Below are 19859 nucleotides of genomic sequence, written 5' to 3'. Positions count from 1 at the left end.
CTTAGCTTGAACCGGAGAACGTCATGAGTTTACCGCGTATCGCCGTTGATGCGATGGGCGGGGACGAAGGGGTTCGCGTAATGGTCGAGGGTGCCGCGCTTGCGCGTCGGCGCCACGACCGATTCAAGTTCCTGCTGGTCGGTGACGAGACGAAGATCAGGGCTGCGCTGGCCAATCATCCCGGCATGTCCGAAGCGAGCGAGATTCTCCATTGCGAGGATGTCGTCGCGGGCGATGAAAAACCATCGCGAGCCCTTCGTCGCGCCAAGACCACCAGCATGGGTCTCGCCGTCGACGCCGTGAAGCGCGGCGAGGCGGGGGCTGCCGTGTCCGCCGGCAATACCGGCGCGCTGATGGCGATGAGCAAGCTTGCGCTGCGTACGATGCCCGGTCTCGACCGGCCTGCGCTCGCCGCCCTGCTGCCCACGCTCGGCGACAATGACGTCATCATGCTCGATCTGGGCGCCAATCGCGAATGCGATGCGCGCAATCTGGTGCAGTTCGCCATCATGGGCGCGGCCTACTCGCGCATCGTGACCGGCCGGGAACGCCCGCGCGTGCGCCTGCTGAACATCGGCACCGAAGAAACCAAGGGCACCGAGGATATCCAGGCCGCCGCCGATCGCCTGCGCACCGCGGCCGGACTGGCGATGGACTTCGAAGGCTATGTCGAAGCCGACAAGATCAATCGCGGCGAATGCGATGTGGTCGTGTGTGACGGTTTTTCCGGCAATATCGCGCTAAAGGCGATCGAGGGGGCGGCCCGCTTCGTCACCGATCTCCTGCGCAGCGCCTTTTCCTCGTCCTTCCGTTCGAAGGTCGGCTTCCTCGTGTCGCGCCCGGCGACCGAGCTGCTGAAGCACCATCTCGATCCCAACAACCACAATGGCGCGGTCTTCCTCGGCCTCAACGGCGTAGTCGTGAAGAGCCATGGCAGCGCCAATGCCAAGGGCGTGGCCAATGCGGTGGAAGTCGCCGCGCGGCTGCTGGAAGACGATATCACCAACCGCATCGCGAAGGATCTCGGTGCCATCGACACCGAAAGCCTGGGGGCCAAATGATTCGTGCGGTGATTACCGGTAGCGGCAGCGCGCTGCCGCAGAATTGCGTGACCAATGCCGATCTCGAAGCGCGCGTCGATACGAGCGATGAATGGATCGTCGAACGCACCGGCATTCGCCAGCGCTATATCGCGGGCGAGGGCGAAACCACCTCCACCCTGGCGACCGAGGCCGCGCGCAAGGCGCTGGACGATGCGGGCGTCGATGCGAGCGAGATCGGCCTGATCGTGCTCGCCACCGCCACGCCCGACCATACCTTTCCCGCCACCGCCACGCAGGTCCAGCGTACGCTGGGGTGCCGCGGCGGCGTGGCGTTCGATGTCCAGGCGGTCTGCTCGGGCTTTCTCTATGCGCTGGGCACGGCGGAATCGCTGCTGCGCACCGGCATGGCGAAAAAGGCGCTGGTGATCGGCGCCGAAACCTTTAGCCGCATTCTCGACTGGGAAGACCGCACAACCTGCGTGCTGTTCGGCGATGGTGCGGGCGCGGTCGTGCTCGAGTCGCGCGAAGTCGAATCGGACGGTCCCGGCATCCTCGCCACGAAACTGCATGCCGATGGCGAGCATAAGGATCTGCTTTATGTCGATGGCGGGCCTTCGACCACCGGCGAAGTCGGCAAGCTGCGCATGAAGGGCCGCGAGGTTTTCCGTCACGCCGTGGTCAACCTCGCGCAGGTGCTGAACGAAGTGCTGGAAGACGCCGCGATCACTGCTGCCGATATCGACTGGGTCGTTCCTCACCAGGCCAACGCCCGCATCCTCGACGCTACGGCACGCAAGCTTGGACTGCCTGCAGAGAAGGTCGTGGTGACTGTCGACCAGCACGCGAATACTTCGGCCGCTTCAGTGCCGCTCGCTTTCGATGTCGCTCGCAAGGATGGCCGCATAAAACCGGGCGATCTGGTGATGTTCGAAGCCATGGGCGGCGGATTTACCTGGGGTGCCTCTTTGGCACGCCTATAGTATTCGCCAAAATAAAACTGCCTCATCCATTGCCGGAATTGGCTGAATACAGTATGTTGCTTCCATTGATCGAACCCAGGGTCGCTTCTGGGGAAGGAACAACATGGATATGATGCGCTCCGTTGGAACGCTCACGCGCGCCGATCTGGCTGAAACCATCAATCGCAAGATGGGTTTGAGCAGAGCTGAATCGCTGGATCTTGTGGAAGAAATTCTCGCGAAGATGTGCGATGCGCTGGCCAGCGGCGAAAACGTAAAGATTTCCGGCTTCGGCAGCTTCGTGCTGCGCGACAAGAAAGAACGTGTCGGTCGCAATCCCAAGACCGGCGTCGAAGTGCCGATCACGCCCCGCCGCGTGATGACCTTCCGCGCCAGCCAGCTGCTCAAAGAGCGGATTGCGCACGGCTGACCTCGTGGCCTAAGGGTGGCGCATGGCCGAATTTGACGATCACAAGGAAGCGGGCGCGCTGCGCACCATTGGCGAAGTCGCCACCGCTACCGGTATCAAGACTCATGTGCTGCGCTATTGGGAACAGCAATTCCCCCAGCTGAAACCGCTCAAGCGCAGCGGTGGCCGCCGTTATTATCGCCCGGAAGACGTGGCGCTGGTCGAACGGATCGACGATCTGGTCAATGCGCGCGGCTATACGCTCAAGGGCGCGAAATCCGCGCTAAACGAGCCTGCCGACGAGGCCGCACCTGCCGCCGTAGCGCCGCCCACCGACACGCTGAACAAATCCGACCTGCTCATCCGCCTCAAGGCCATCCGCAACGAGCTGAAAGCCGCGATGATGGCCTGAGAGCCGACCTGCCGTGGCCGGGGCGGCGAAACGCTTCCCGCTCGACAGCAAAGGGCACGGCGGGCATGATGGCTCGGCCATGAAGATCGCTGTTCTCTCCGATATCCACGGTAACATCGCCGCTCTCGATGCGGTGCTGAGCGACGCAGCCGCACGTGGTGTGGACCAGATGGTCAATCTGGGAGATATCTGTTCCGGGGCGCTCTGGCCGCGAGAAACCGCAGACCGGCTGATGGCGCTGGACCTACCCACGATCCGCGGCAATCATGAGCGGCAGGTTCTGGCGGACAATCTCGGCAGCATGGGGCCGTCGGACAGGAGAGCGCGCGACACGCTGCGCGACGACCAGCTTGCCTGGCTGGCAGCTCTCCCGCCGACCCTGCAATTGAGCGAAGACGTGCTCATGGTGCACGGCACGCCTTCAAGCGATCTGGTCTATTTTCTCGAAACGGTGACCGAGGCCGGCGTGCGACCCGCTTCGCTGCCCGAGGTGGAGGAGCGGGCAGGCCAAACCACGGCGCGCCTCGTCCTGTGCGGCCACACCCACGTTCCGCGCGCCGTAATGCTGCGCGATGGGCGGCTTGTCGTGAACCCGGGCAGCGTCGGCCTTCCTGCCTATGAGGACGATAATCCGTTTCCCCACGCCATAGAAAACGGCTCGCCCTTTGCGCGCTACGCCACCGTCAGCGATGATGGCGGCACCTGGCAGGCAAGCTTTCATCTGGTCGCCTACGACTGGGAACAGGCCGCCCGCGACGCCGAGGCTGTCCAACGCGCCGACTGGGCCAAGGCACTGCGCACGGGAACGATGTAAAGCGGCTTTCCCCAAGGCGAAGGCCGATAATGTTGCAAAGCTTTAAATCCGCCCATCCAGCGGCAAGGCCGAGGCAGGAGCCAACCCCGCGGCTTGCCGCAATATCACTCGCCTTTCTTGTCCGGCATGCCGAAATCGCCGGGTCCGAAATTGCCCGCAGTCAGCGAAGCGCCGGGCTTCATCAGCAGGCACCAGCCGTAATAGGCGCCCGGCGCGGCGTTCTTTTCGACCCAGTCTGTCGGCCTCGCAATCTCCGGGCGGCACTTTCCCGCATCCAGATTGGCCCGCGCAGCCGGGGTGTAGGCCGGTGGCGTGCCTCCGTGGTACAGGAACGGGATCGGACTGCCCGTGCGCGCCGGTGTCAGGTAAAGCGTCCGAAACGCATCGAGCCAGCCCGTGAGCGCCATCGTGCGATGCTCTTCACTACCCGAACGATCGACGAACGCCCATTTCATCCCTTCTGGCGCGCTGCTGCTGAACGCTGACACAAGCGTTTCCAGCCATTCACCCGACCGGTTACCCACTCCCTCGTCGCCCATGGTGATGTAGATCCTGCGATCCGAAGCGGGCTGGGCAGCCAGCTTCGTTGCCGCCTTGTCCACCACGCGCCCCTCGTCCCACCAGACGCTGGGCGTAAGCGCGATATAGTCGTCGAACATTGCGGGCCGCTCGAGCAACGTGTCCACCACGAACAAGCCGCCGAGCGAGGCCGCCGTCAGCACCTTTCGGTCCGTTCTGTAGCGGGCGGTCGCCCAAGGGATCACGTCTCTCGCCAGAAACTCGCGAAACTTGGGCGCGCCATCGGGCTGCATCCGCTCCCCGAAGACTTCGGCGAGCGCCTGCGGGTTCATCCGTTCGAGCGGCGGCGTGAGCTCGGCATAACGATTGTCCGTGCGAACACCGATGAGGATGAAGGGCTCGAAACTGGTGGAGAATTCGGCCTCCGCAGCGATGCCGGAAAGCAGTTCGAAATCCTGATCGGGCCCGCCATCGACAGAGAAGACGACAGGATAATGCCGGCCCGGGTTTTCCGCGTAACCGCGAGGCAACCGCACGCTGATCAGCCTGGTCTCGCCGTACACGCTGGACGCGATCTCATGGGCAGACCCGATCACGATCGGCACCCCTTCCGGATCGGCGAGGACCGCGTGGCCAGCCGCGTCCTGCGCTCCGGCCGGGGCATGGGTCGCGCCGCACAGCACAGCGGCGCTCAAGGCGATGATTTGCGGGGAGAACTTCATGCACGATGACTTGCACACTATTGGCATCGCGCCAAGGCTCGGGATGGAACGCAGACCTCCGCCGGTGCGCCAAACGAGCATCGCCATCGGCGGGCGGGGAGGAGGGAAGGCCGACCCTATCCGTCAGCCTCCCGCACTCCGCGCCCATGGCCGGTTCTGCCTCTTACTGACCGACCTCGATATAGGCGCGCGAGGTACTGGTGTTGCCCTTCGCATCGCGGGCATCGTACTCGATCCAGACGATCCGCTCGATGGTCTGAAGCAGGGTGACCCTGACCTCCCCCGTGACCAGAAGCTCCGCGTTGATCGCGCTCTGGTACTGCGGCGGAACGCGCACGGCGGTGATGGCCGCCTGCTGGGCATTGAGCGGTCCGGCGGCGCTCAGCGTCACATCGTTGCACACGAAGGATGCCGGATTGGAACAGGCGGCAGGGAAGGTCTGGAAGCGGAGCCCGATCATCGAGACGCGGTCGGGCACCGCTACGAAATCGCCGCTGGCCGCGGGGATGAGGGCGATCTCGGTGTATTGGTCGAACCAGCCGCGGATCGTGGTGGCCGTCTGCGTATTCGCCTTCGCCAGATCGCTGTCGGTGGGCGCGCTCGTGTTGAAGATGTTGTTCAGCAAGGGCACGATGTTGATGCGGAGAGCATATTCCACATCGGCGATCCGTCCGCCGCTGGACAGATGCTGGTCGACCGCGCTGCCAAAGGTGGCAAGCAGGGCCGCGGCGGCACGGCGGCCGGCGGCGCTGGTCCGTCCAGCGCGTGAGGATCTTTGCAAGATGGACAGGATCGAGGTGGCCGAATTGAAATCGATCGGCGCGGCCTGCGCCTGCGCCCGTACGGCATCGAGGTGCGGGCCGACGATGATGGCCTGCGTGGTGGAGCCGGTCTCGGTCGTCTCGAAACCGGCCTGGGCCAGCAGTTTCAGATTGAGCGCGAGGATATTTCGCGCGCGCTGGGCAACGGCGGCATCGGTGCTGTCCAGCATCGCCAAGGCGTCGAATGTCGAAATCTCGGCCGCGGACATTCCCAGCCCCAGATTGGCAGCAACGCCATCGTCGTCGATGGTCCCGAACAGGCTGGTAACCGGCGAAACGACGGTCGCTCCCCGCGGGGCGGTCACTCTCGTATAAACGAAGCCGGTCTGGGTGCTGACACCGCCCACCTGGATCGCCGCGGTCGGCTCCGCCAGCGGCTCCACCGCAGTGAGCCTTCCCGTTGCATCGCGTCCGAACGCGCCCGTCCGGTTGGTGGCGGTGACCAGATCGTCGGCATTGTTGACGCGGTCGCCGAAGGCCCCGCTTTGATTGGTATCCCAGATCACTCTGGCGATCAGCGGCGCTCCCGACGCTGCCGAGAAGGCGACCGACGGTGTGGGGGTTGGTGTGGGCGAGGGGCTCGGGGCAGGGGCCGGCGCGGGAGCGGGCGGTCCGCCAGTCGGCGGTGCGGGAGCGGAACCATCCCCGCCTCCGCAGGCAGCAAGAGCGAACGCCAGACCGATCAGCGAGATTTTCGAATGCATTGTACACGACCCCTCATGTGAAGGGTTCATATTAGAAATCAGTACCTAAGAATTGGTTGAGGACTTTTCGCTCCGCGCCGTAACCCTGAAGCGGGGACCCTACTCCGCCGCCAGCAGTTCCTCGGCGCCGCCGAGGTCCACGCTGACGAGGCGGCTGACGCCTTTTTCGATCATCGTCACGCCGAACAGGCGGTGCATGCGGCTCATGGTCACGGCATTGTGCGTGACGATCAGATAGCGGGTGTCGGTTTCCTTCACCATCGCTTCCAGCAGGTCGCAGAAGCGGTCGATATTGGCGTCGTCCAGCGGCGCGTCGACTTCGTCCAGCACGCAGATTGGGGCGGGGTTGGTCAGAAACAGCGCGAAGATCAGCGCGGTGGCGGTCAGCGCCTGTTCGCCGCCCGATAGCAGGGTCAGCGATTGCAGCCGTTTGCCCGGCGGCTGGGCGAAGATTTCCAGACCCGCCTCCAGCGGATCGTCGCTGTCGATCAGCGCCAGATGCGCCTCGCCCCCTTCGAAGAGGCGGGTGAACAGCCGCATGAAGTGGCCGTTGACCTGCTCGAACGCCTCGCGCAGCCGTTCGCGCCCCTCGCGGTTGAGATTGCCGATCGATCCGCGCAGCCGGGCGACCGCCTCGCGCAGCTCCTGCTGTTCGGCGGCATTGGTGCCATGCTCCGCCTCGATCCGCTCCAGCTCCTCGGCGGCGACGAGATTGACCGGGCCGATCCGTTCGCGGCTGCCGGTGAGGCGGTCCATTTCCTCGCCCTCGTCATCGGCCGATCTGACGCTATCCTCGGCGAAACTGAACTTGTCCGGCAGGAGCGGGGGCGGGGACTGGAAGCGCTCGCCGGAAGTGCGGGCCATTTCCTGGCGGCGGGCATCGTGGCTTTCGGCGCGGGCGGACAGGCCGGCGCGGTTCTCGCGCGCGCTGGCCAGCGCCTCGTTCGCGCTGGTGAAGGCCTGATCGGCGGCCTGCGCCTCCTCGTTCGCGGCGGCGAGCGCGGTTTCCGCCTCGGCGAGCTGCGCGCCGAGCCTTTCGCGCACGGTGTCGCCCTGCTCGATCTCCTTCATCAGCCCTTCGGGCTTGGCAGCAAAAATGGCGCGTTCTTCCTCGATCTCCTCGAAGCGGCGGGCCATGTCGGACAGGCGGCGAGCGGCCTCGCCCGAGCGGGCCTGCCAATTGGCCATGTCGCTGCGCTGGGCGGCGGTGCGTTCGCGGGCCACAGCCAGCGACTGGTCATGCGCGGCCAGCTCGGCGGCGCGGGCCTGCATGGTGGTGCGCGCGGCATCGTTCTTCGCCCGCGCGGTTTCGAGCGCGGCGCGGCCCGCCGCCGGATCGGGCAGGGCGGCGCGCCTGGACTCCGCGGCAGCAAGGTCGCTCTGGGCCTGCGCCACGACATCGGCCTGCTGGCGCTCGGTCTCGGCCAGTTCCTCGAGCCGGGCGGCATTGCGCTCGCGCGCCGCTTCGGCCTGGTCGAGCGCCCGCAGTGCGCCGCGTTCGGCTTCGCTGGCGGCGGACAGGGCGCGATCGGCCGCGACCAGGTCGCGCTGCAGGGCGGAGAGCGTTTCTGCAGCTTCGGCCTGCTGCGCCTCGGCCTGTTCGACCGCCGCGCGCAGTTCGGGCACCAGCGCATCGAGTTCGGCGAAGCGGTTCTCCGCTTCGAGCCGGGCAGCCTCGGCCGCGCCTTCGCCGCGCACCACCAGCCCGTCCCACCGGCGCAGGCGGCCATCCATGGTGACGAGATGTTCGCCCGGCTTCAGCGCGCGGCCATTGTCTTCGTCCACCACCTGGACAAGCGCCAGGCGGGCGCGCAGTTCGTTAGGGCACTTTTCCAACCGATCAAGAAGGGTGTTCGGGACGTTTTCCGGAACATCCGCGCCGGTCCAGTAGCGGCCTTCGCTCTCTCCGTCGGGCAGGCCGAGCAGCGCCTTGCCGTCGCGCCCCAGCGCCGCCGCCACCGCCCGTTCATAGCCCTTTTCGGCGCGTATCCCGTCGATCGCCTGCTCTCGCCCGGACCGCTTGGCCGCCGCTCTTTCGCGCGCGTCGCGGTCGCGTTTGAGGGCATCATATTCGCGCTGAACCCCCGATAATTCGGCCTTTGCGGCGGAATAGGCGCTGGCCGCCTCGTCGCGCTGGGCCTGCAGTTCGGCCTTGCTGCTTTGCATGGTTTCGATCGCGGCGCGGTTCGCCTCGACTTCGGCTGCCGCCTCGCTCGCAGCTTGGCGCGCGGCATCCACGGCGGCACCCAGATCCTCGCCCGCAAGTGCTTCTCTTTGCTGGGAAATCCGCTGGCGGTCCGCCTTCAGTCGGTCGAGCCGCGTGCTGGCCTGCTGCACTTCCGCCTCGACCACGCGCCATTCCGCCTCGACCCCGGCATTGTCCGCTGTCGCCTTGGCCAGCGCGAGTTCGGCGGTGCGGCTGGCCCGCTCGGCATCTTCGGCCTGCGCGACCAGTTTGGGGCGCTGCGCCTCGTCCTCGGCGAGCGACTTTTCGCTTGAGGCAAGCTCCTTTTCGAGCCGCGCCAGCGCTTCTGCCGCATCCTTGGTCAGCCGGTCGGCATCGCCGCGATCCTCCTCGAGCCGGGTCTTCTGGCGATTGAGATCAGCAAGGCGCTGCTCGGCAGCTTCCAGCTGGCTGGTCAGCGCGGCCATCCGGTGGCCATGCGCGCTGGCATCGTCGCGCCGGTCGGCCTGCTCTTCGCGCGCCTGTGCCAGCTTTTCCGCCGCTTCGCGCTGTTCCTTCTGCGCTCCGTCCGCCGCCTGCTGCGCCGCAGCGACCCGCGCATCGGCATCCGCAGCGGCCTTTTTCGCCTCTTCCGCAGCTGCGGCCGCATCGCGCCAGCGGGCATAGACGAGCCGCGCCTCGGCGGTTTTTATCTCGTCCGAAAGGGCGCGATAACGCTCCGCCTGCTTGGCCTGCCGCCTGAGCGAGGCGATCTGGCTGTCCATCCCCGCCATCAGATCCTCGAGCCGCTCGAGGTTCTTCTCGGTCGAGCGCAGCTTGCTTTCGGCATCGCGCCGCCGGACGTGGAGGCCCGCGATCCCGGCCGCTTCTTCCAGCATCATGCGGCGTTCGACCGGCTTGGCAGCGATGACCTGGGCGATCTTGCCCTGGCTGACGAGGGCGGGACTATGCGCGCCGGTGGCCGCATCGGCAAAGGTGAGCGCCACATCCTTGGCGCGAACATCCTTGCCGTTCACGCGGTAGGCGCTGCCGGCCCCGCGTTCGATCCGGCGGATGACTTCGAGTTCTTCGGCGTCGCCCGTTTCGGCGGAGAGGACGACTTCGGCAAAGTCGCGGGGAGGGCGGGTCGCGGTCCCCGCGAAGATGACATCTTCCATCCCGCCCGAGCGCATGGATTTGGGCGAATTTTCGCCCATCACCCAGCGGATTGCCTCGAGCAGGTTGGATTTGCCGCACCCGTTCGGGCCGACCACGCCGGTCAGCCCGGGTTCGATGCGCAAGGTGGAGGGTTCGACGAAGCTCTTGAAACCGCTCAATCTGAGCTGTTTGATGAGCATCGCTGTCAGCCCCCCACCCGGCTTTACCTCGCGCCGGCGCGCTGGAGGATGGGTTCGAGAGCCGACCAGGTATTGGCGTCCACGGTGTTCCCGTTCAGCTGGAAGGTCGGCGTGCCGGCAATGTCATATTCCGAGCCATAGCGCTGAGTGAACTCGGCAGCTTTCTCGATCGCGGCCGTGTCGGCCAGACAGGTGCGGGCCTGGTCTTCGCTGATGCCGCGGGCGGCGAAGAAGTCGAGCAGGCCGATCTGCTGCGCGCCGGTCACGAAACGCTGTTCGATCGGCTGTTCCATCGCCTGCGAAAAGGCATCCGCATTGGCTTGATAGGAACCCATGATCGTTTCCAGATTGGCCCAGACCTGGTCCGACAGCGGAATGACCGATTCAGCCGCACCGCATTTGGTCAGGCGGCCAAGGGTGATATCGATCGGACCATGGATCGCGAACTGGCGCAGTTCGAAGCTGACCCGGCCGCTGTCGACATATTCCATCAGCGGTTCGCTGCCCTCGACCGAGAAGCGCGCGCAGGTCGGGCAGGTCAGCGACCCGTATTCCACCAGCTTCAGCGGTGCATCGGGATTGCCGACCAGCGTGCCGCCTTCTGCCGTTTCCTCAGCCACATCGCGCCACTGCGTGCCCGCAGGGGCGGAGATCGCAGCGATGGCATCGCCTTCGAGATCGGCGCTTTCGGCAGTGTCTGAGCTGCCGCAGGCGGCAAGTGCCAGCGCAAGCGGAGCGGCAATGGCGAAACGAAGGCTGCGTATCATCGAAATCCTCTTAATTTGGCCGGAAAGGCTAAGACAAGCCCTGCTGCAGATGAAGCAGGGCCTGCATTGTGTCCACAGGGATGTGCCCGGAAAAGCGCAGGTGCGTCAGCTTTTCGGGGTCTTGAAATATTCGTCGAGATGCGGCTGGAGCGATTTCCAATCATGCACGTCCAGCGTCTTGCCGGCCATGATGAAGGTCGGCGTGCCGCGCAGGCCGAATTTCTCGACATCGGCCTGGCTCTGGTTGGCGATGGCGTTGGCCTTGGCCTCGTCGGTCAGGCATTGGTCGAGCTGGGCGCGCGAGAAACCGCGGCCTTCCATGATATCGTAGAAGTCGAGATCGCTGGCAATGGCCTGCGCCCGGCTGGCAAAGCTGCCGAAACGCCAGCGGCTGGTCTGTGCCTGCGTTGCCTTGCGGGCCTTGGCCATCCAGTCGGCATGCTTGATGATCAGCGCTTCGTGATTGCCGAAGAATTTGGACGGTTCACCGCACTGGGCGGCCAGCGCCGCTGTCAGATCGATGGGATCGCGGATCAGGTGTCGCACCTCGAAGGAAACCTTGCCGGTCGGGACATAGAGCATCTTGATCGCTCCATCGCCCGTGCGCGCGAAATCGGCGCAGTGCGAACAGGTGTAGCTCATGAATTCGACCAGCTTTCCCGGGGCTTCGGGGTTGCCGATCAGATGCCCGCCATCGGTCGCGGTAACCGTGGTACCCCAATTGCCCTTCTTCTGGGCATTGGCGCGCGGCGTATCCTGGGCGGCTGCGCCCACGGCCAGTGCGGATGCGGCCAGAACCATGAGCGGCTTGGTAAAGCGGGAAAACATAGGCACGTCAGTCTTTCCTGTTGTCATCGGTCCCGAAGTTGCGCGCCAGCGATTCCAGCACGGTACGCAGTTCGGGATCCCCTATATCGCGCAGGCTGTCGCCCAATTCCATGGGAATCGGCTTGAGCGAAGGTGGCGCTTTGGCCTTGTTCCTGTCCTCCGGCGGCTTAACCGCACCTTGCCGCATCTTGATCCGGGCCACTGCCTTGTAACCGAAGAAGCGGTTCACGCGCTCGGTAATCTCGGGCAGCACCTGCTGGATCAGCGGGGCATGGGCGGGCAGGACGACCAGTTCCAATATGCCTTCGGACTTCTCACCGGGGGGGAAACGGATCATTTCGGGCATGCACACGCGGGCATGCGTTTCGCCCACGATTTCGGGCCAGCGGCTGACCACGCTGCTTTGCACGAAGCCGAACCGGCGGAAGGCCGGCCGCCCGATCTGCGGCATGAGGTCGGAAATCGCCTTGGCCCCCCCGCCGCGCGGGCGCTCGTAGGGCTTGAAGGGCTTTGATCCCTTCTTCGGTTTCCGGCTGTCTGTCTTGTCACTTCCCATTACGGCGCCGCTCATGCCATAGGCGCGGCGTGGCCGCCATAGTCTCCGAAAAATTGCTCGACTGGTACGATGCGCATGCACGGCGATTGCCGTGGCGCGCTATGCCCGGCGAAGCGCCGCCCGATCCCTACCGTGTGTGGCTGTCGGAAGTGATGCTGCAGCAGACGACCGTGGCGGCGGTGAAACCCTATTTCGAAGCGTTCACGGCCCGCTGGCCGACGGTGAACGATCTCGCCGCCGCGCCGGAAGAAGACGTCATGGCGGCCTGGGCCGGCCTAGGCTATTATTCGCGCGCCCGCAATCTGGTGAAAGCGGCGCGCGCCGTGGTCGAACTGGGCCGGTTCCCCAATACCGAAGCAGGCCTGCGCGAATTGCCGGGTCTGGGCGCCTATACGGCGGCGGCAGTCGCGGCGATCGCCTTCGGGCGGCGGGCGGTGGTGGTCGATGCCAATGTGGAACGCGTCGTGGCCCGGCTCTTCGCGCTGGAGGAACCCTTGCCGGGGGTACGCAAACAGATCCGCAGCAGTGCCGACACGATCACGCCGGACCGGCGCGCGGGCGATTTCGCGCAGGCGATGATGGATCTCGGCGCGACGATCTGCACCGCGCGCGATCCCAAATGCCTGCTATGCCCGCTGGCGAGCGAATGCGACGGGCGGGTTATGGGCGATCCTTCACGGCTGCCGGTAAAGGCGCCGAAAAAGGCCAAGCCCGTGCGGCAGGGCAATGCCTACTGGATCGAGCGTGAAGGATCGGTCTGGCTCGTGAAGCGCGAAGGCAAAGGCATGCTCGGCGGCATGCGCTCGCTGCCGGACGATGGCTGGTCGGCCCGGGCGGATGGCGATGGGCAAAGGCCGCTGGCGGGCGAATGGAGTGCGTCTGGCCTCGTGCGCCACACCTTCACCCATTTCGCGCTGGAACTGGCGGTCCAGCGCTATGCGGGCAGCGAAAGTCCTGCGGGGAATGGCGAATGGTGGCCGCTCGACCGGCTGGACGAGGCGGGCCTGCCGACCCTCTTCGCCAAGGCCGCGCGGCTGGCGCTGGCCTAGATGATGCCGCCGCCAAGCGAGAGGCGGATCACGGCGATCAGCAGCACGATCAGGTTGAAATTGCGGCCGCTGTTGCTCGACGAAAGCTGCCCGATCACCACGCCGATGACGATCAGCGGCAGGGCGAACCAATTGCCCCAGCCAAGCAGCGGAATGGTCGACGGGATGACGATGACGAGCGAGATGATTCCGAAGAGGAAAGAGATCAGGTTCAGCATGTGTCCTATATGGGTAGGGCACTGCGAGGCCGCAAGAGGTTTCGTTTCGCAATTGACCGTTCAGCTTCAAATCCGCATCAACCGCCGGAACCAGTTTGAGGGAAAGAGGACGCTTCATGGCCTATCGTGAATTCGACGCACCGGAAATCTCGCGCCGATCCTTGTTGCGCGGCGGCGCCTGGCTGACCGCCGGAGCCGCGCTGGCGGCGGCGCCGATGGGCCGCGTCGGATTTGCGCAAGCACTGTCCGAAGCCTCGCCCGCCTGGCCTCACGTGCAGGCGATGATCGATAAATATGTCGGCGGGCGCAAGCTGGCCAATATGGTCGCGGCGCTGGGATGGGGCGAAGCCGAGCCGACCTATCTGGCCCGCGGCGACCTTGCCCTTGGCAGCGGCAAACGCGCCGGACCGGACAGCCTCTATCGCATCTATTCCATGACCAAGCCGATCACCGGCATGGCCGCGATGATCCTGATCGACGAAGGCAAGCTTGGGCTCGATCAGCCCATTGCCGAAATCCTGCCCGCATTCTCCAACATGATGGTGCAGAAGACCTATGATGGTTCGGTCACCGATCTGGAGCCTGCCGAACGCCCGATCACCGTGCGCCAGCTGCTGACGCATACCGCGGGTCTTGGCTATGGCATCGTGCAGAAGGGCCCGATCCGCGAGATGTATGCCAAATACGGCATCTCGCCCGGCCAGGTCAGCCGCCTGCCTATCCCCGGGCTGGGGCGCGATGAAGCGATTGCCGGGCTGGACAAATTCGCCAACAATCTTGCCCGCCTGCCGCTGGTGCTGCAGCCGGGGACGAAGTGGAGTTATTCGGTCGGGCTGGACCTGATGGGCCGCGTGATCGAAGTCGCCAGCGGCATGCCGTTCGACGAATATCTGCGCACCGCCATTTTCGAGCCGACCGGAATGAACAGCACCTGGTTCCGGGTGCCGCAGAGCGAAGTGGGGCGCTTCACGACCAATTACGGTATCCTTGGCGGCAATCTGCTCCCGCTCGATCCTGCCGGTGCCTCCGTCTATCTCGACAAGCCGGCCTTTCCGTTCGGCGGGGCGGGCCTGGTATCGAGCGCGCGCGATTACGACCGGTTCCTCACCATGCTGCTCGGATATGGCATGATCGATGGCCGCCGCGTGATGAGCGAGGCCGCGGTCAAGCTTGGCACCTCCAACCTGCTGCCCGAAACCGCCACCACCAAGGGCACCTGGATCGATGGCCAGGGCTTCGGCGCGGGCGGCCGTGTGCAGGACGGTGCATATGGCTGGGGCGGGGCGGCCGGTACGGTCGCGTTGGTGAGCTACAAGGCTGGCCTGCGCGCCACCATGATGACGCAGTACATGCCCTCCGAAGCCTATCCGATCCACGAAGGTTTCCCCAAGGCCGTGATGGCCGATCTTGCAGCAATGCAGGGAGCCTGAGCCATCACCCTGTCCTTTACCGGATCGCGGCTGGACCGCGCCGATCACGTCCGTGCCGATCCCGAACGGCTGGCCGGATACATGAACTGGAAGGCACGCCTGCTGGGGCTCGACGGGCTGATCCCCGGGCTCGACGATAACGGCGCGCTTGCCTGGGGCACGCTCGCCGATGCACCTGAGGATGCAGAGCTGGTCTTTCTCGGCCTCGACGCTGGCAAGGCGTGCTTTGCCGCGGTCCCGCCTGCCGGAGATGCCAGCCCGCGCCTCGCCAATCCGCAGCTATGGTCGCTTATGGCCACTCTTCCTGCGGACGATCTGGCGCTGTACGGCGGTGCCCGCAGCATCGTCGACTGGCACGCGCGGCACCGCTTCTGCGCGCAGTGCGGCGGCGATACCAAGCTCGCCAAGGGCGGCTGGCAACGCGATTGCACTGCATGCGGGGCGAGCCATTTCCCGCGCACCGATCCGGTCACCATCATGCTGGTCGAACATGACGGCAAGCTGATGCTGGGCCGGGGCCTGGGCTGGCCCGAAGGGCGGTTTTCCGCGCTTGCCGGCTTCGTCGAGCCGGGCGAGAGCATCGAGGAAGCCGTCGCGCGCGAGGTTCTGGAGGAAAGCGGCGTGCGCGTGCGCGACGTGAGCTATATCGCCAGCCAGCCCTGGCCCTTTCCCAGCCAGCTTATGATCGGCTGCCATTCTTTCGCTGACGATACCGCTCTTACGATCGACGAGACCGAGATGGCGGAAATCGATTGGTACACGCGCGAGGATGTCGAGGCGGCGCTGGCAGGCAATGGCCCCTTCGTCGCGCCGCCGCCGCATGCGATCGCGCATTATCTGATGGAATGGTGGGTGAAGAGATGACCGAGCCGCGCAAACTCTCGATCGACATCTGGTCCGATGTCATGTGCCCCTGGTGCCTCGTCGGCTGGGGCAATCTCTCGCAGGCACTCGGCAAGCTGGAAGGCGAGATCGAGGCCGAGATCCGCTGGCACGCCTTCGAACTCAATCCCGATATGCCCGAAGAGGGCGAGGAGCGCACCGCGCATATCGCCCGCAAGTATGGCCGGACCATCCAGCAGTCGAAAGAGGTGCAGGGCCAGATGCGCGCCGCCGCCGAGGCCGCCGGGGTGTCCCTGGACTACCAGGGCGAGGAGCCCGCGCCCGACGCGATGATGTGGAACACCTTCGCCGCGCACAGGCTGCTGACGTGGACGCTCGAAGAACACGGGCCAGAGGCACAGACCCGGCTGAAGCTTGCGCTGTTCAAGGCGCATTTCAACCAGCGCCGCCGCATCGGCGAGCGTGAGGTCTTGCTCGATGTGGCGCAGGAAGCCGGGCTCGACCGCGAGGCCGCTGCTGCCGCGCTGGACCGCGAGGAATTTGCCCGCAAGACCCGCACCGAAGAACAGGCCGCCATGGAAATGAACATCACCGGCGTGCCCGCCATGCTGGTGGAAGGCCGCTTCATGATCCCCGGCGCCCAACCGCCTGAGGCCTATGTGAATGTGCTCAGGCGCGTTGCGGAGAAGACTGTCGCGGAAAGGTGACGTCGCTCGCTGACCGCTAACGACCTGATTGCGGACGTTGCATGGCTGGGGTGCTCGCGCGTAAGTCAGCCCGCGATGACCGACGACAGGGCTTCAGATTTTGCCTCTTATGGTGCGCAGCTTTTTAGGGGTGCGCTCAATCCGTGTATCGATGTCTTGGAGGCGGCCCTGAGCACCCTGCCACAAGAGGAGGCTGGCCTTCGGCTCCACGGGATCGATGGCCTCGCGCTTTCGCTTTCCATCGATGGATGCGTCGGAGCCGTAGCTGCTTCAGTCCTGGGCGCAACCGCGAGACCAGTGCGGGCGATCCTGTTTAACAAGTCGCCGGAGACCAATTGGTCGCTCGCTTGGCATCAGGACCGAACAATATGCGTGAGGGAGAAGCGAGAGGCTCCCGGATTTGGCCCATGGACCCTCAAGAGCGGCATGGTTCATGTCGCTCCTCCGTTCGACCTGCTGACCCGAATGGTGACGCTGCGGGCGCACCTCGACGATGTTCCGGCCACTAATGCTCCACTTCTCATCGCGCCGGGTTCCCACAAGTATGGCCGGGTCGCGGTCGACGACGTCGATAGGGTCATCGAGGTTTGCGGTAGCGCATCATGTGTTGCGGAGGCTGGGGACGTCTGGCTCTATGCAACGCCGATCCTTCATGCGTCCGAGGCAGCTTCTCTGCCCAGGACTAGGCGGGTGCTTCAAGTCGATTACGCCGCTGAAGAGCTTCCCTTTGGCCTCGAATGGCTTGGCGTGTAACGTCCGCTTTCCACCCATTAGGGGACATTCGCAATCTGCCAGTGGAGACTTTCAAGCTACAAAAAGCCCCACCGGTGAGGGCGGGGCCATTTGGTCGGAATTTTGTGAGCGAACTTAGCTCGATCGGCTGTCCTGCATGGCCTGGCGGGTCTTTTCGCCCTTCTTGGCGTCCTGCGCCGGATTGTCCGAGCCGACTTCCGGTTCGCGGTTTTCGGGATCGGTCGCGCGGTTCAGTTCGCCCCGCTTGCCGACCCTGCGGTTGACCTCGCCGCCCGACGAGCTTTGCTGCGACGGGGTGGGGTGCTTGGTCATCTCATCGATGAGTTCGTTGTCGGGGTGCATTGACTGGCGTTCGGGCATGATTGCTATCTCCTTTACCCCATCAACGGCTGGGCCTTCGGCGATGTTCCGAACAGCAGACCTTTCTTAGGCGGCAAGGATCTTGCCGACGAATGCGGCGGCTTCGCGCTTCAGCCCGCTCGCGTCTGCGTCGAGGCCGGTTGCCGCATCCAGCAGCTGATCCGCCGCCATTCCCGTGTCGCGCGCCCGTTCGCGCAATTGCTCGATACTCATTTCGATCTCGCCGACGCCGGCCACGGCCATGTCCAGACTGCGCGCCAGTTCGCGGCTCGATACCGATTGCTGGTCGACCGCGCCGGCGATGGCGGTGGCCGTGGCCTCGACTTCGCGGATGCGCTCGCCGATCAGCGTCAGGGCGCCCGCGCTGCTGCGGGTGCTTGCCTGCATGGAGGCCATTCTGGCGGAGACGTTCCCGGTCGCCTCGCGTGTCTGGCGCGCCAGTTCCTTCACCTCGCTCGCCACCACGGCAAAGCCGCGCCCTGCATCGCCGCCCCGCGCGGCTTCGATCGAGGCGTTGAGAGCGAGCAAATTCGTCCGGTCGGCGATGGAGGCGATGAGGTCGACCACCTCGCCCACTTCGGCGGCAGCGCGGGCGAGTTCCTTCACCGTCTCGTCGGCCAGTTCGGCGCTCGCGCGCGTCTCCTGCGCCAACGAAGCGGATTGCGCGGCCTGCTTGCCGATTTCCCCGATCGACAGGGCGAATTCGTCGGTGGCCGCAGCCGCCGATGTCATTCCGGTGGCCGTGTCGTTCATCCGGCGCACCACATCTTCCACCAGATCGACCGACTGGCTGGCGGCGCTGGCCATCGAACTGGCGGTCTTTTCCAGCTGGTGGGATGCGGCGGCGACATTGGTGACCACATCGCCCATCCCGCCTTCGAACCCACGCGCCAGATCGCGCAGCATCGCCCGCTGGTCCTCGCGCGCCTGCCGCTGCAGACCGGTCAGCGCTTCGGCGCTTTCGCGGAATATCACCAGTGCGCGTGCCATCTCGCCGATCTCGTCATCGCGTTCCACACCGGGAATGGCGATCGAGCGGTCGCCATCGGCCAGCGCGGTCATCGCGCCGGTGATCTCGCCCAGCGATTGCGACACCTGACCTGCCATCCGCCGCGCGGCGAGCACGACCACCAGACCGCAGGCGAGGATTAGCGCCAGCGCCCCGATCGACATCCAGAACTTCAGGCTCTCCAGATCATGCTGGGCCCGCTCCGCTGCTTGAGAAAGTTCGGTTTCGATTTCGCCGCTCTGGTCCGACAGCAGCCTGCCGCTGACATCAATGGCCTCGGCCAGCATGGCCGCGTTCTCCTGCGGGCCATAGGCCGAAACCGAAGCACGCAGCGCCTCAAGCTCGGGCCGGAAGCCGGATACCTGATTGCGCAGCCACGCGATCCTTTCCTGCGAGGTTGCCTCGCTGACGTCCGTCGCCATCGATCGGTCGAGCCGCTTGCTGGCATCCTCCAGCGAAGCGAACGCCGCTGCGATCGAGTCTTCGCTGCCTGTCACTGCATAGCGCGATGCGTGGTAGCGGCTGTGGGCGATGCCGGTATCGAATTGCGATGCCGCCAGCGCGCGTTCGGCAATGACGGCGCTGCGATCCGAGCGCAGCGAGACTTGGTAGAACCCTATTCCCAAGAGAATGGCGAGGCCGAGCAGGATGCCGATGGCAAGCGCGACGAAGAGGGAAATCTGGCCGCGGATCGTGCGCCGCGAAGCCAGTGCGCGGCGGATCGGGGCGGGCAGCTTGCGGGCTGGGGCTGGTTCCGGAAGGCGTGTGTCGGCAGCCGGAAGAAACTTGGTCTGAATGTTCATGGTGCAGGCCCCGATCTGCCCTGCGACATCTGTCCGGCAAGGCTTGGTTCGGAAGCGCGGCTAGCCTGCAAAAATGACAGGAAAATGAAGCGGTTTCAGGGGTTTGGTGGTTAATTTTTCTTAATCACCATGACGCCGGATCAGCTGTATGTCACAATCTTGCCAAATCAGCGGCCTGCATCAGATAAGGCCCAGCCTTTCGAGCTTCCCGGCCAGCTTTCCGGGCAGCACATCGCCGATATCTTCGCCTTCCTCAAGATCCCGGGGCGGATCGCCCTTGAGATAGCGCCAGCCCTGATGCGCGCGCTTGGGGCGCGGGTGGACACGGACCAGTTCGGGCTTGAGATCGATCGACCAGCGCCCCGTGGGCGTCTCGCTGAAGCCGAGGATTTCGCTGCGTGCGACGATCGAATGCTGGTGGATCCAGTAAAGCGAGCCGCCGATGCATTCCTTCCATTTGGTCGGGCGATAACGGGTGGTGAGATTGGGGCTGCGCCGCTGCGCGTACCAGCTTTCGATATCGCCGAAGCTCTGCGCGCCGAACGCGATCTTGGTCAAATGGAGCGGCATCCGGTGGAGATAGGGCCTGAACCCGAAAGAGCAACCGCTAT

Annotated in this window: 20 protein-coding genes; 10 read left to right on the top strand and 10 right to left on the bottom strand. The window is 65.1% G+C overall.

From position 1 onward, the window contains the following. Positions 1-23 precede the first annotated feature (23 nt). The 5 genes from plsX to ACI2I1_RS01945 all read left to right on the top strand — a co-directional run bounded on the left by plsX (position 24) and on the right by ACI2I1_RS01945 (position 3637). Complete coding sequence (gene plsX, locus ACI2I1_RS01965) at positions 24-1061, top strand: phosphate acyltransferase PlsX (RefSeq protein WP_221542971.1); 1038 nt, start codon at positions 24-26, stop codon at positions 1059-1061. Further along, entirely contained in the window at positions 1058-2023 is a 966-nt protein-coding gene (locus ACI2I1_RS01960; RefSeq protein ID WP_404677693.1) for a beta-ketoacyl-ACP synthase III, read from the top strand. The genes plsX and ACI2I1_RS01960 overlap by 4 nt, the downstream gene beginning before the upstream one ends. 109 nt (positions 2024-2132) lie before the next feature. Then, complete coding sequence (locus tag ACI2I1_RS01955) at positions 2133-2432, top strand: integration host factor subunit alpha (protein ID WP_221542973.1); 300 nt, start codon at positions 2133-2135, stop codon at positions 2430-2432. A gap of 22 nt (positions 2433-2454) precedes the next feature. Further along, the gene (locus ACI2I1_RS01950) at positions 2455-2823 is read left to right on the top strand and encodes a MerR family transcriptional regulator (protein ID WP_404677692.1); all 369 of its coding nucleotides are present in this window, start codon (positions 2455-2457) and stop codon (positions 2821-2823) included. A gap of 13 nt (positions 2824-2836) precedes the next feature. After that, positions 2837-3637: a metallophosphoesterase family protein gene (locus tag ACI2I1_RS01945; RefSeq protein WP_404677691.1), complete on the top strand. Its 801-nt coding sequence runs from the start codon at positions 2837-2839 to the stop codon at positions 3635-3637. A gap of 104 nt (positions 3638-3741) precedes the next feature. Here ACI2I1_RS01945 and ACI2I1_RS01940 read toward each other — a convergent pair whose 3' ends face one another. From ACI2I1_RS01940 to ACI2I1_RS01915, 6 genes are all read right to left on the bottom strand, one after another. After that, complete coding sequence (locus ACI2I1_RS01940) at positions 3742-4878, bottom strand: alpha/beta hydrolase (protein ID WP_404677690.1); 1137 nt, start codon at positions 4876-4878, stop codon at positions 3742-3744. A gap of 163 nt (positions 4879-5041) precedes the next feature. Further along, positions 5042-6403, bottom strand: a complete 1362-nt coding sequence (locus tag ACI2I1_RS01935; RefSeq protein ID WP_404677689.1) for a hypothetical protein — start codon at positions 6401-6403, stop codon at positions 5042-5044. A 99-nt stretch (positions 6404-6502) separates the two neighbouring features. Then, on the bottom strand, positions 6503-9925 hold the full coding sequence (locus tag ACI2I1_RS01930; protein ID WP_404677688.1) for an AAA family ATPase: 3423 nt from the start codon (positions 9923-9925) through the stop codon (positions 6503-6505). Between the two features lie 23 nt (positions 9926-9948). Next, the gene (locus tag ACI2I1_RS01925; RefSeq protein ID WP_221542981.1) at positions 9949-10692 is read right to left on the bottom strand and encodes a thioredoxin domain-containing protein; all 744 of its coding nucleotides are present in this window, start codon (positions 10690-10692) and stop codon (positions 9949-9951) included. A gap of 105 nt (positions 10693-10797) precedes the next feature. Continuing rightward, positions 10798-11520 (bottom strand): thioredoxin domain-containing protein, encoded by a 723-nt coding sequence (locus ACI2I1_RS01920; RefSeq protein ID WP_247710837.1) that lies wholly within the window; start codon positions 11518-11520, stop codon positions 10798-10800. A gap of 7 nt (positions 11521-11527) precedes the next feature. Then, positions 11528-12091, bottom strand: coding sequence for a DUF721 domain-containing protein (locus tag ACI2I1_RS01915; RefSeq protein WP_404677687.1), 564 nt, complete (start codon positions 12089-12091; stop codon positions 11528-11530). A gap of 14 nt (positions 12092-12105) precedes the next feature. Between ACI2I1_RS01915 and mutY the strand changes: the two genes are divergently transcribed. Then, on the top strand, positions 12106-13125 hold the full coding sequence (gene mutY / locus ACI2I1_RS01910; protein ID WP_404677686.1) for an A/G-specific adenine glycosylase: 1020 nt from the start codon (positions 12106-12108) through the stop codon (positions 13123-13125). Here the strand turns inward: mutY and ACI2I1_RS01905 are convergent. Then, positions 13122-13343: a hypothetical protein gene (locus ACI2I1_RS01905; RefSeq protein WP_221542985.1), complete on the bottom strand. Its 222-nt coding sequence runs from the start codon at positions 13341-13343 to the stop codon at positions 13122-13124. The genes mutY and ACI2I1_RS01905 overlap by 4 nt on opposite strands. Before the next feature lie 116 nt (positions 13344-13459). Between ACI2I1_RS01905 and ACI2I1_RS01900 the strand changes: the two genes are divergently transcribed. From ACI2I1_RS01900 to ACI2I1_RS01885, 4 genes are all read left to right on the top strand, one after another. Further along, positions 13460-14773, top strand: coding sequence for a serine hydrolase domain-containing protein (locus tag ACI2I1_RS01900; RefSeq protein WP_404677685.1), 1314 nt, complete (start codon positions 13460-13462; stop codon positions 14771-14773). An 81-nt stretch (positions 14774-14854) separates the two neighbouring features. Further along, the gene (gene nudC / locus ACI2I1_RS01895; RefSeq protein ID WP_404677684.1) at positions 14855-15637 is read left to right on the top strand and encodes an NAD(+) diphosphatase; all 783 of its coding nucleotides are present in this window, start codon (positions 14855-14857) and stop codon (positions 15635-15637) included. Then, entirely contained in the window at positions 15634-16323 is a 690-nt protein-coding gene (locus ACI2I1_RS01890) for a DsbA family oxidoreductase (protein ID WP_404677683.1), read from the top strand. Before nudC ends, ACI2I1_RS01890 begins: the two co-directional genes overlap by 4 nt. 75 nt (positions 16324-16398) lie before the next feature. After that, positions 16399-17076 (top strand): phytanoyl-CoA dioxygenase family protein, encoded by a 678-nt coding sequence (locus tag ACI2I1_RS01885; RefSeq protein WP_404677682.1) that lies wholly within the window; start codon positions 16399-16401, stop codon positions 17074-17076. A gap of 114 nt (positions 17077-17190) precedes the next feature. On the opposite strand, the gene ACI2I1_RS01880 is transcribed toward ACI2I1_RS01885, so the two are convergent. The 3 genes from ACI2I1_RS01880 to ACI2I1_RS01870 form a co-directional block, all read right to left on the bottom strand. Continuing rightward, positions 17191-17436, bottom strand: coding sequence for a hypothetical protein (locus ACI2I1_RS01880; RefSeq protein ID WP_224811920.1), 246 nt, complete (start codon positions 17434-17436; stop codon positions 17191-17193). Between the two features lie 66 nt (positions 17437-17502). Then, a complete protein-coding gene (locus ACI2I1_RS01875; protein WP_404677681.1) occupies positions 17503-19248 on the bottom strand; it encodes a methyl-accepting chemotaxis protein in 1746 nt (581 codons plus the stop codon). 180 nt (positions 19249-19428) lie between these two features. Next, positions 19429-19818 (bottom strand): DUF1489 family protein, encoded by a 390-nt coding sequence (locus ACI2I1_RS01870; protein ID WP_221542991.1) that lies wholly within the window; start codon positions 19816-19818, stop codon positions 19429-19431. Positions 19819-19859 lie beyond the last annotated feature (41 nt).

This window comes from Qipengyuania sp. NPDC077563 (assembly GCF_044901345.1).
In the GTDB taxonomy this organism is placed as follows: Bacteria; Pseudomonadota; Alphaproteobacteria; order Sphingomonadales; family Sphingomonadaceae; genus Qipengyuania; species Qipengyuania aestuarii.
The sequence above is the reverse complement of the archived record's forward strand: the minus strand, read 5'-3'. Positions and strand labels throughout refer to the sequence as shown.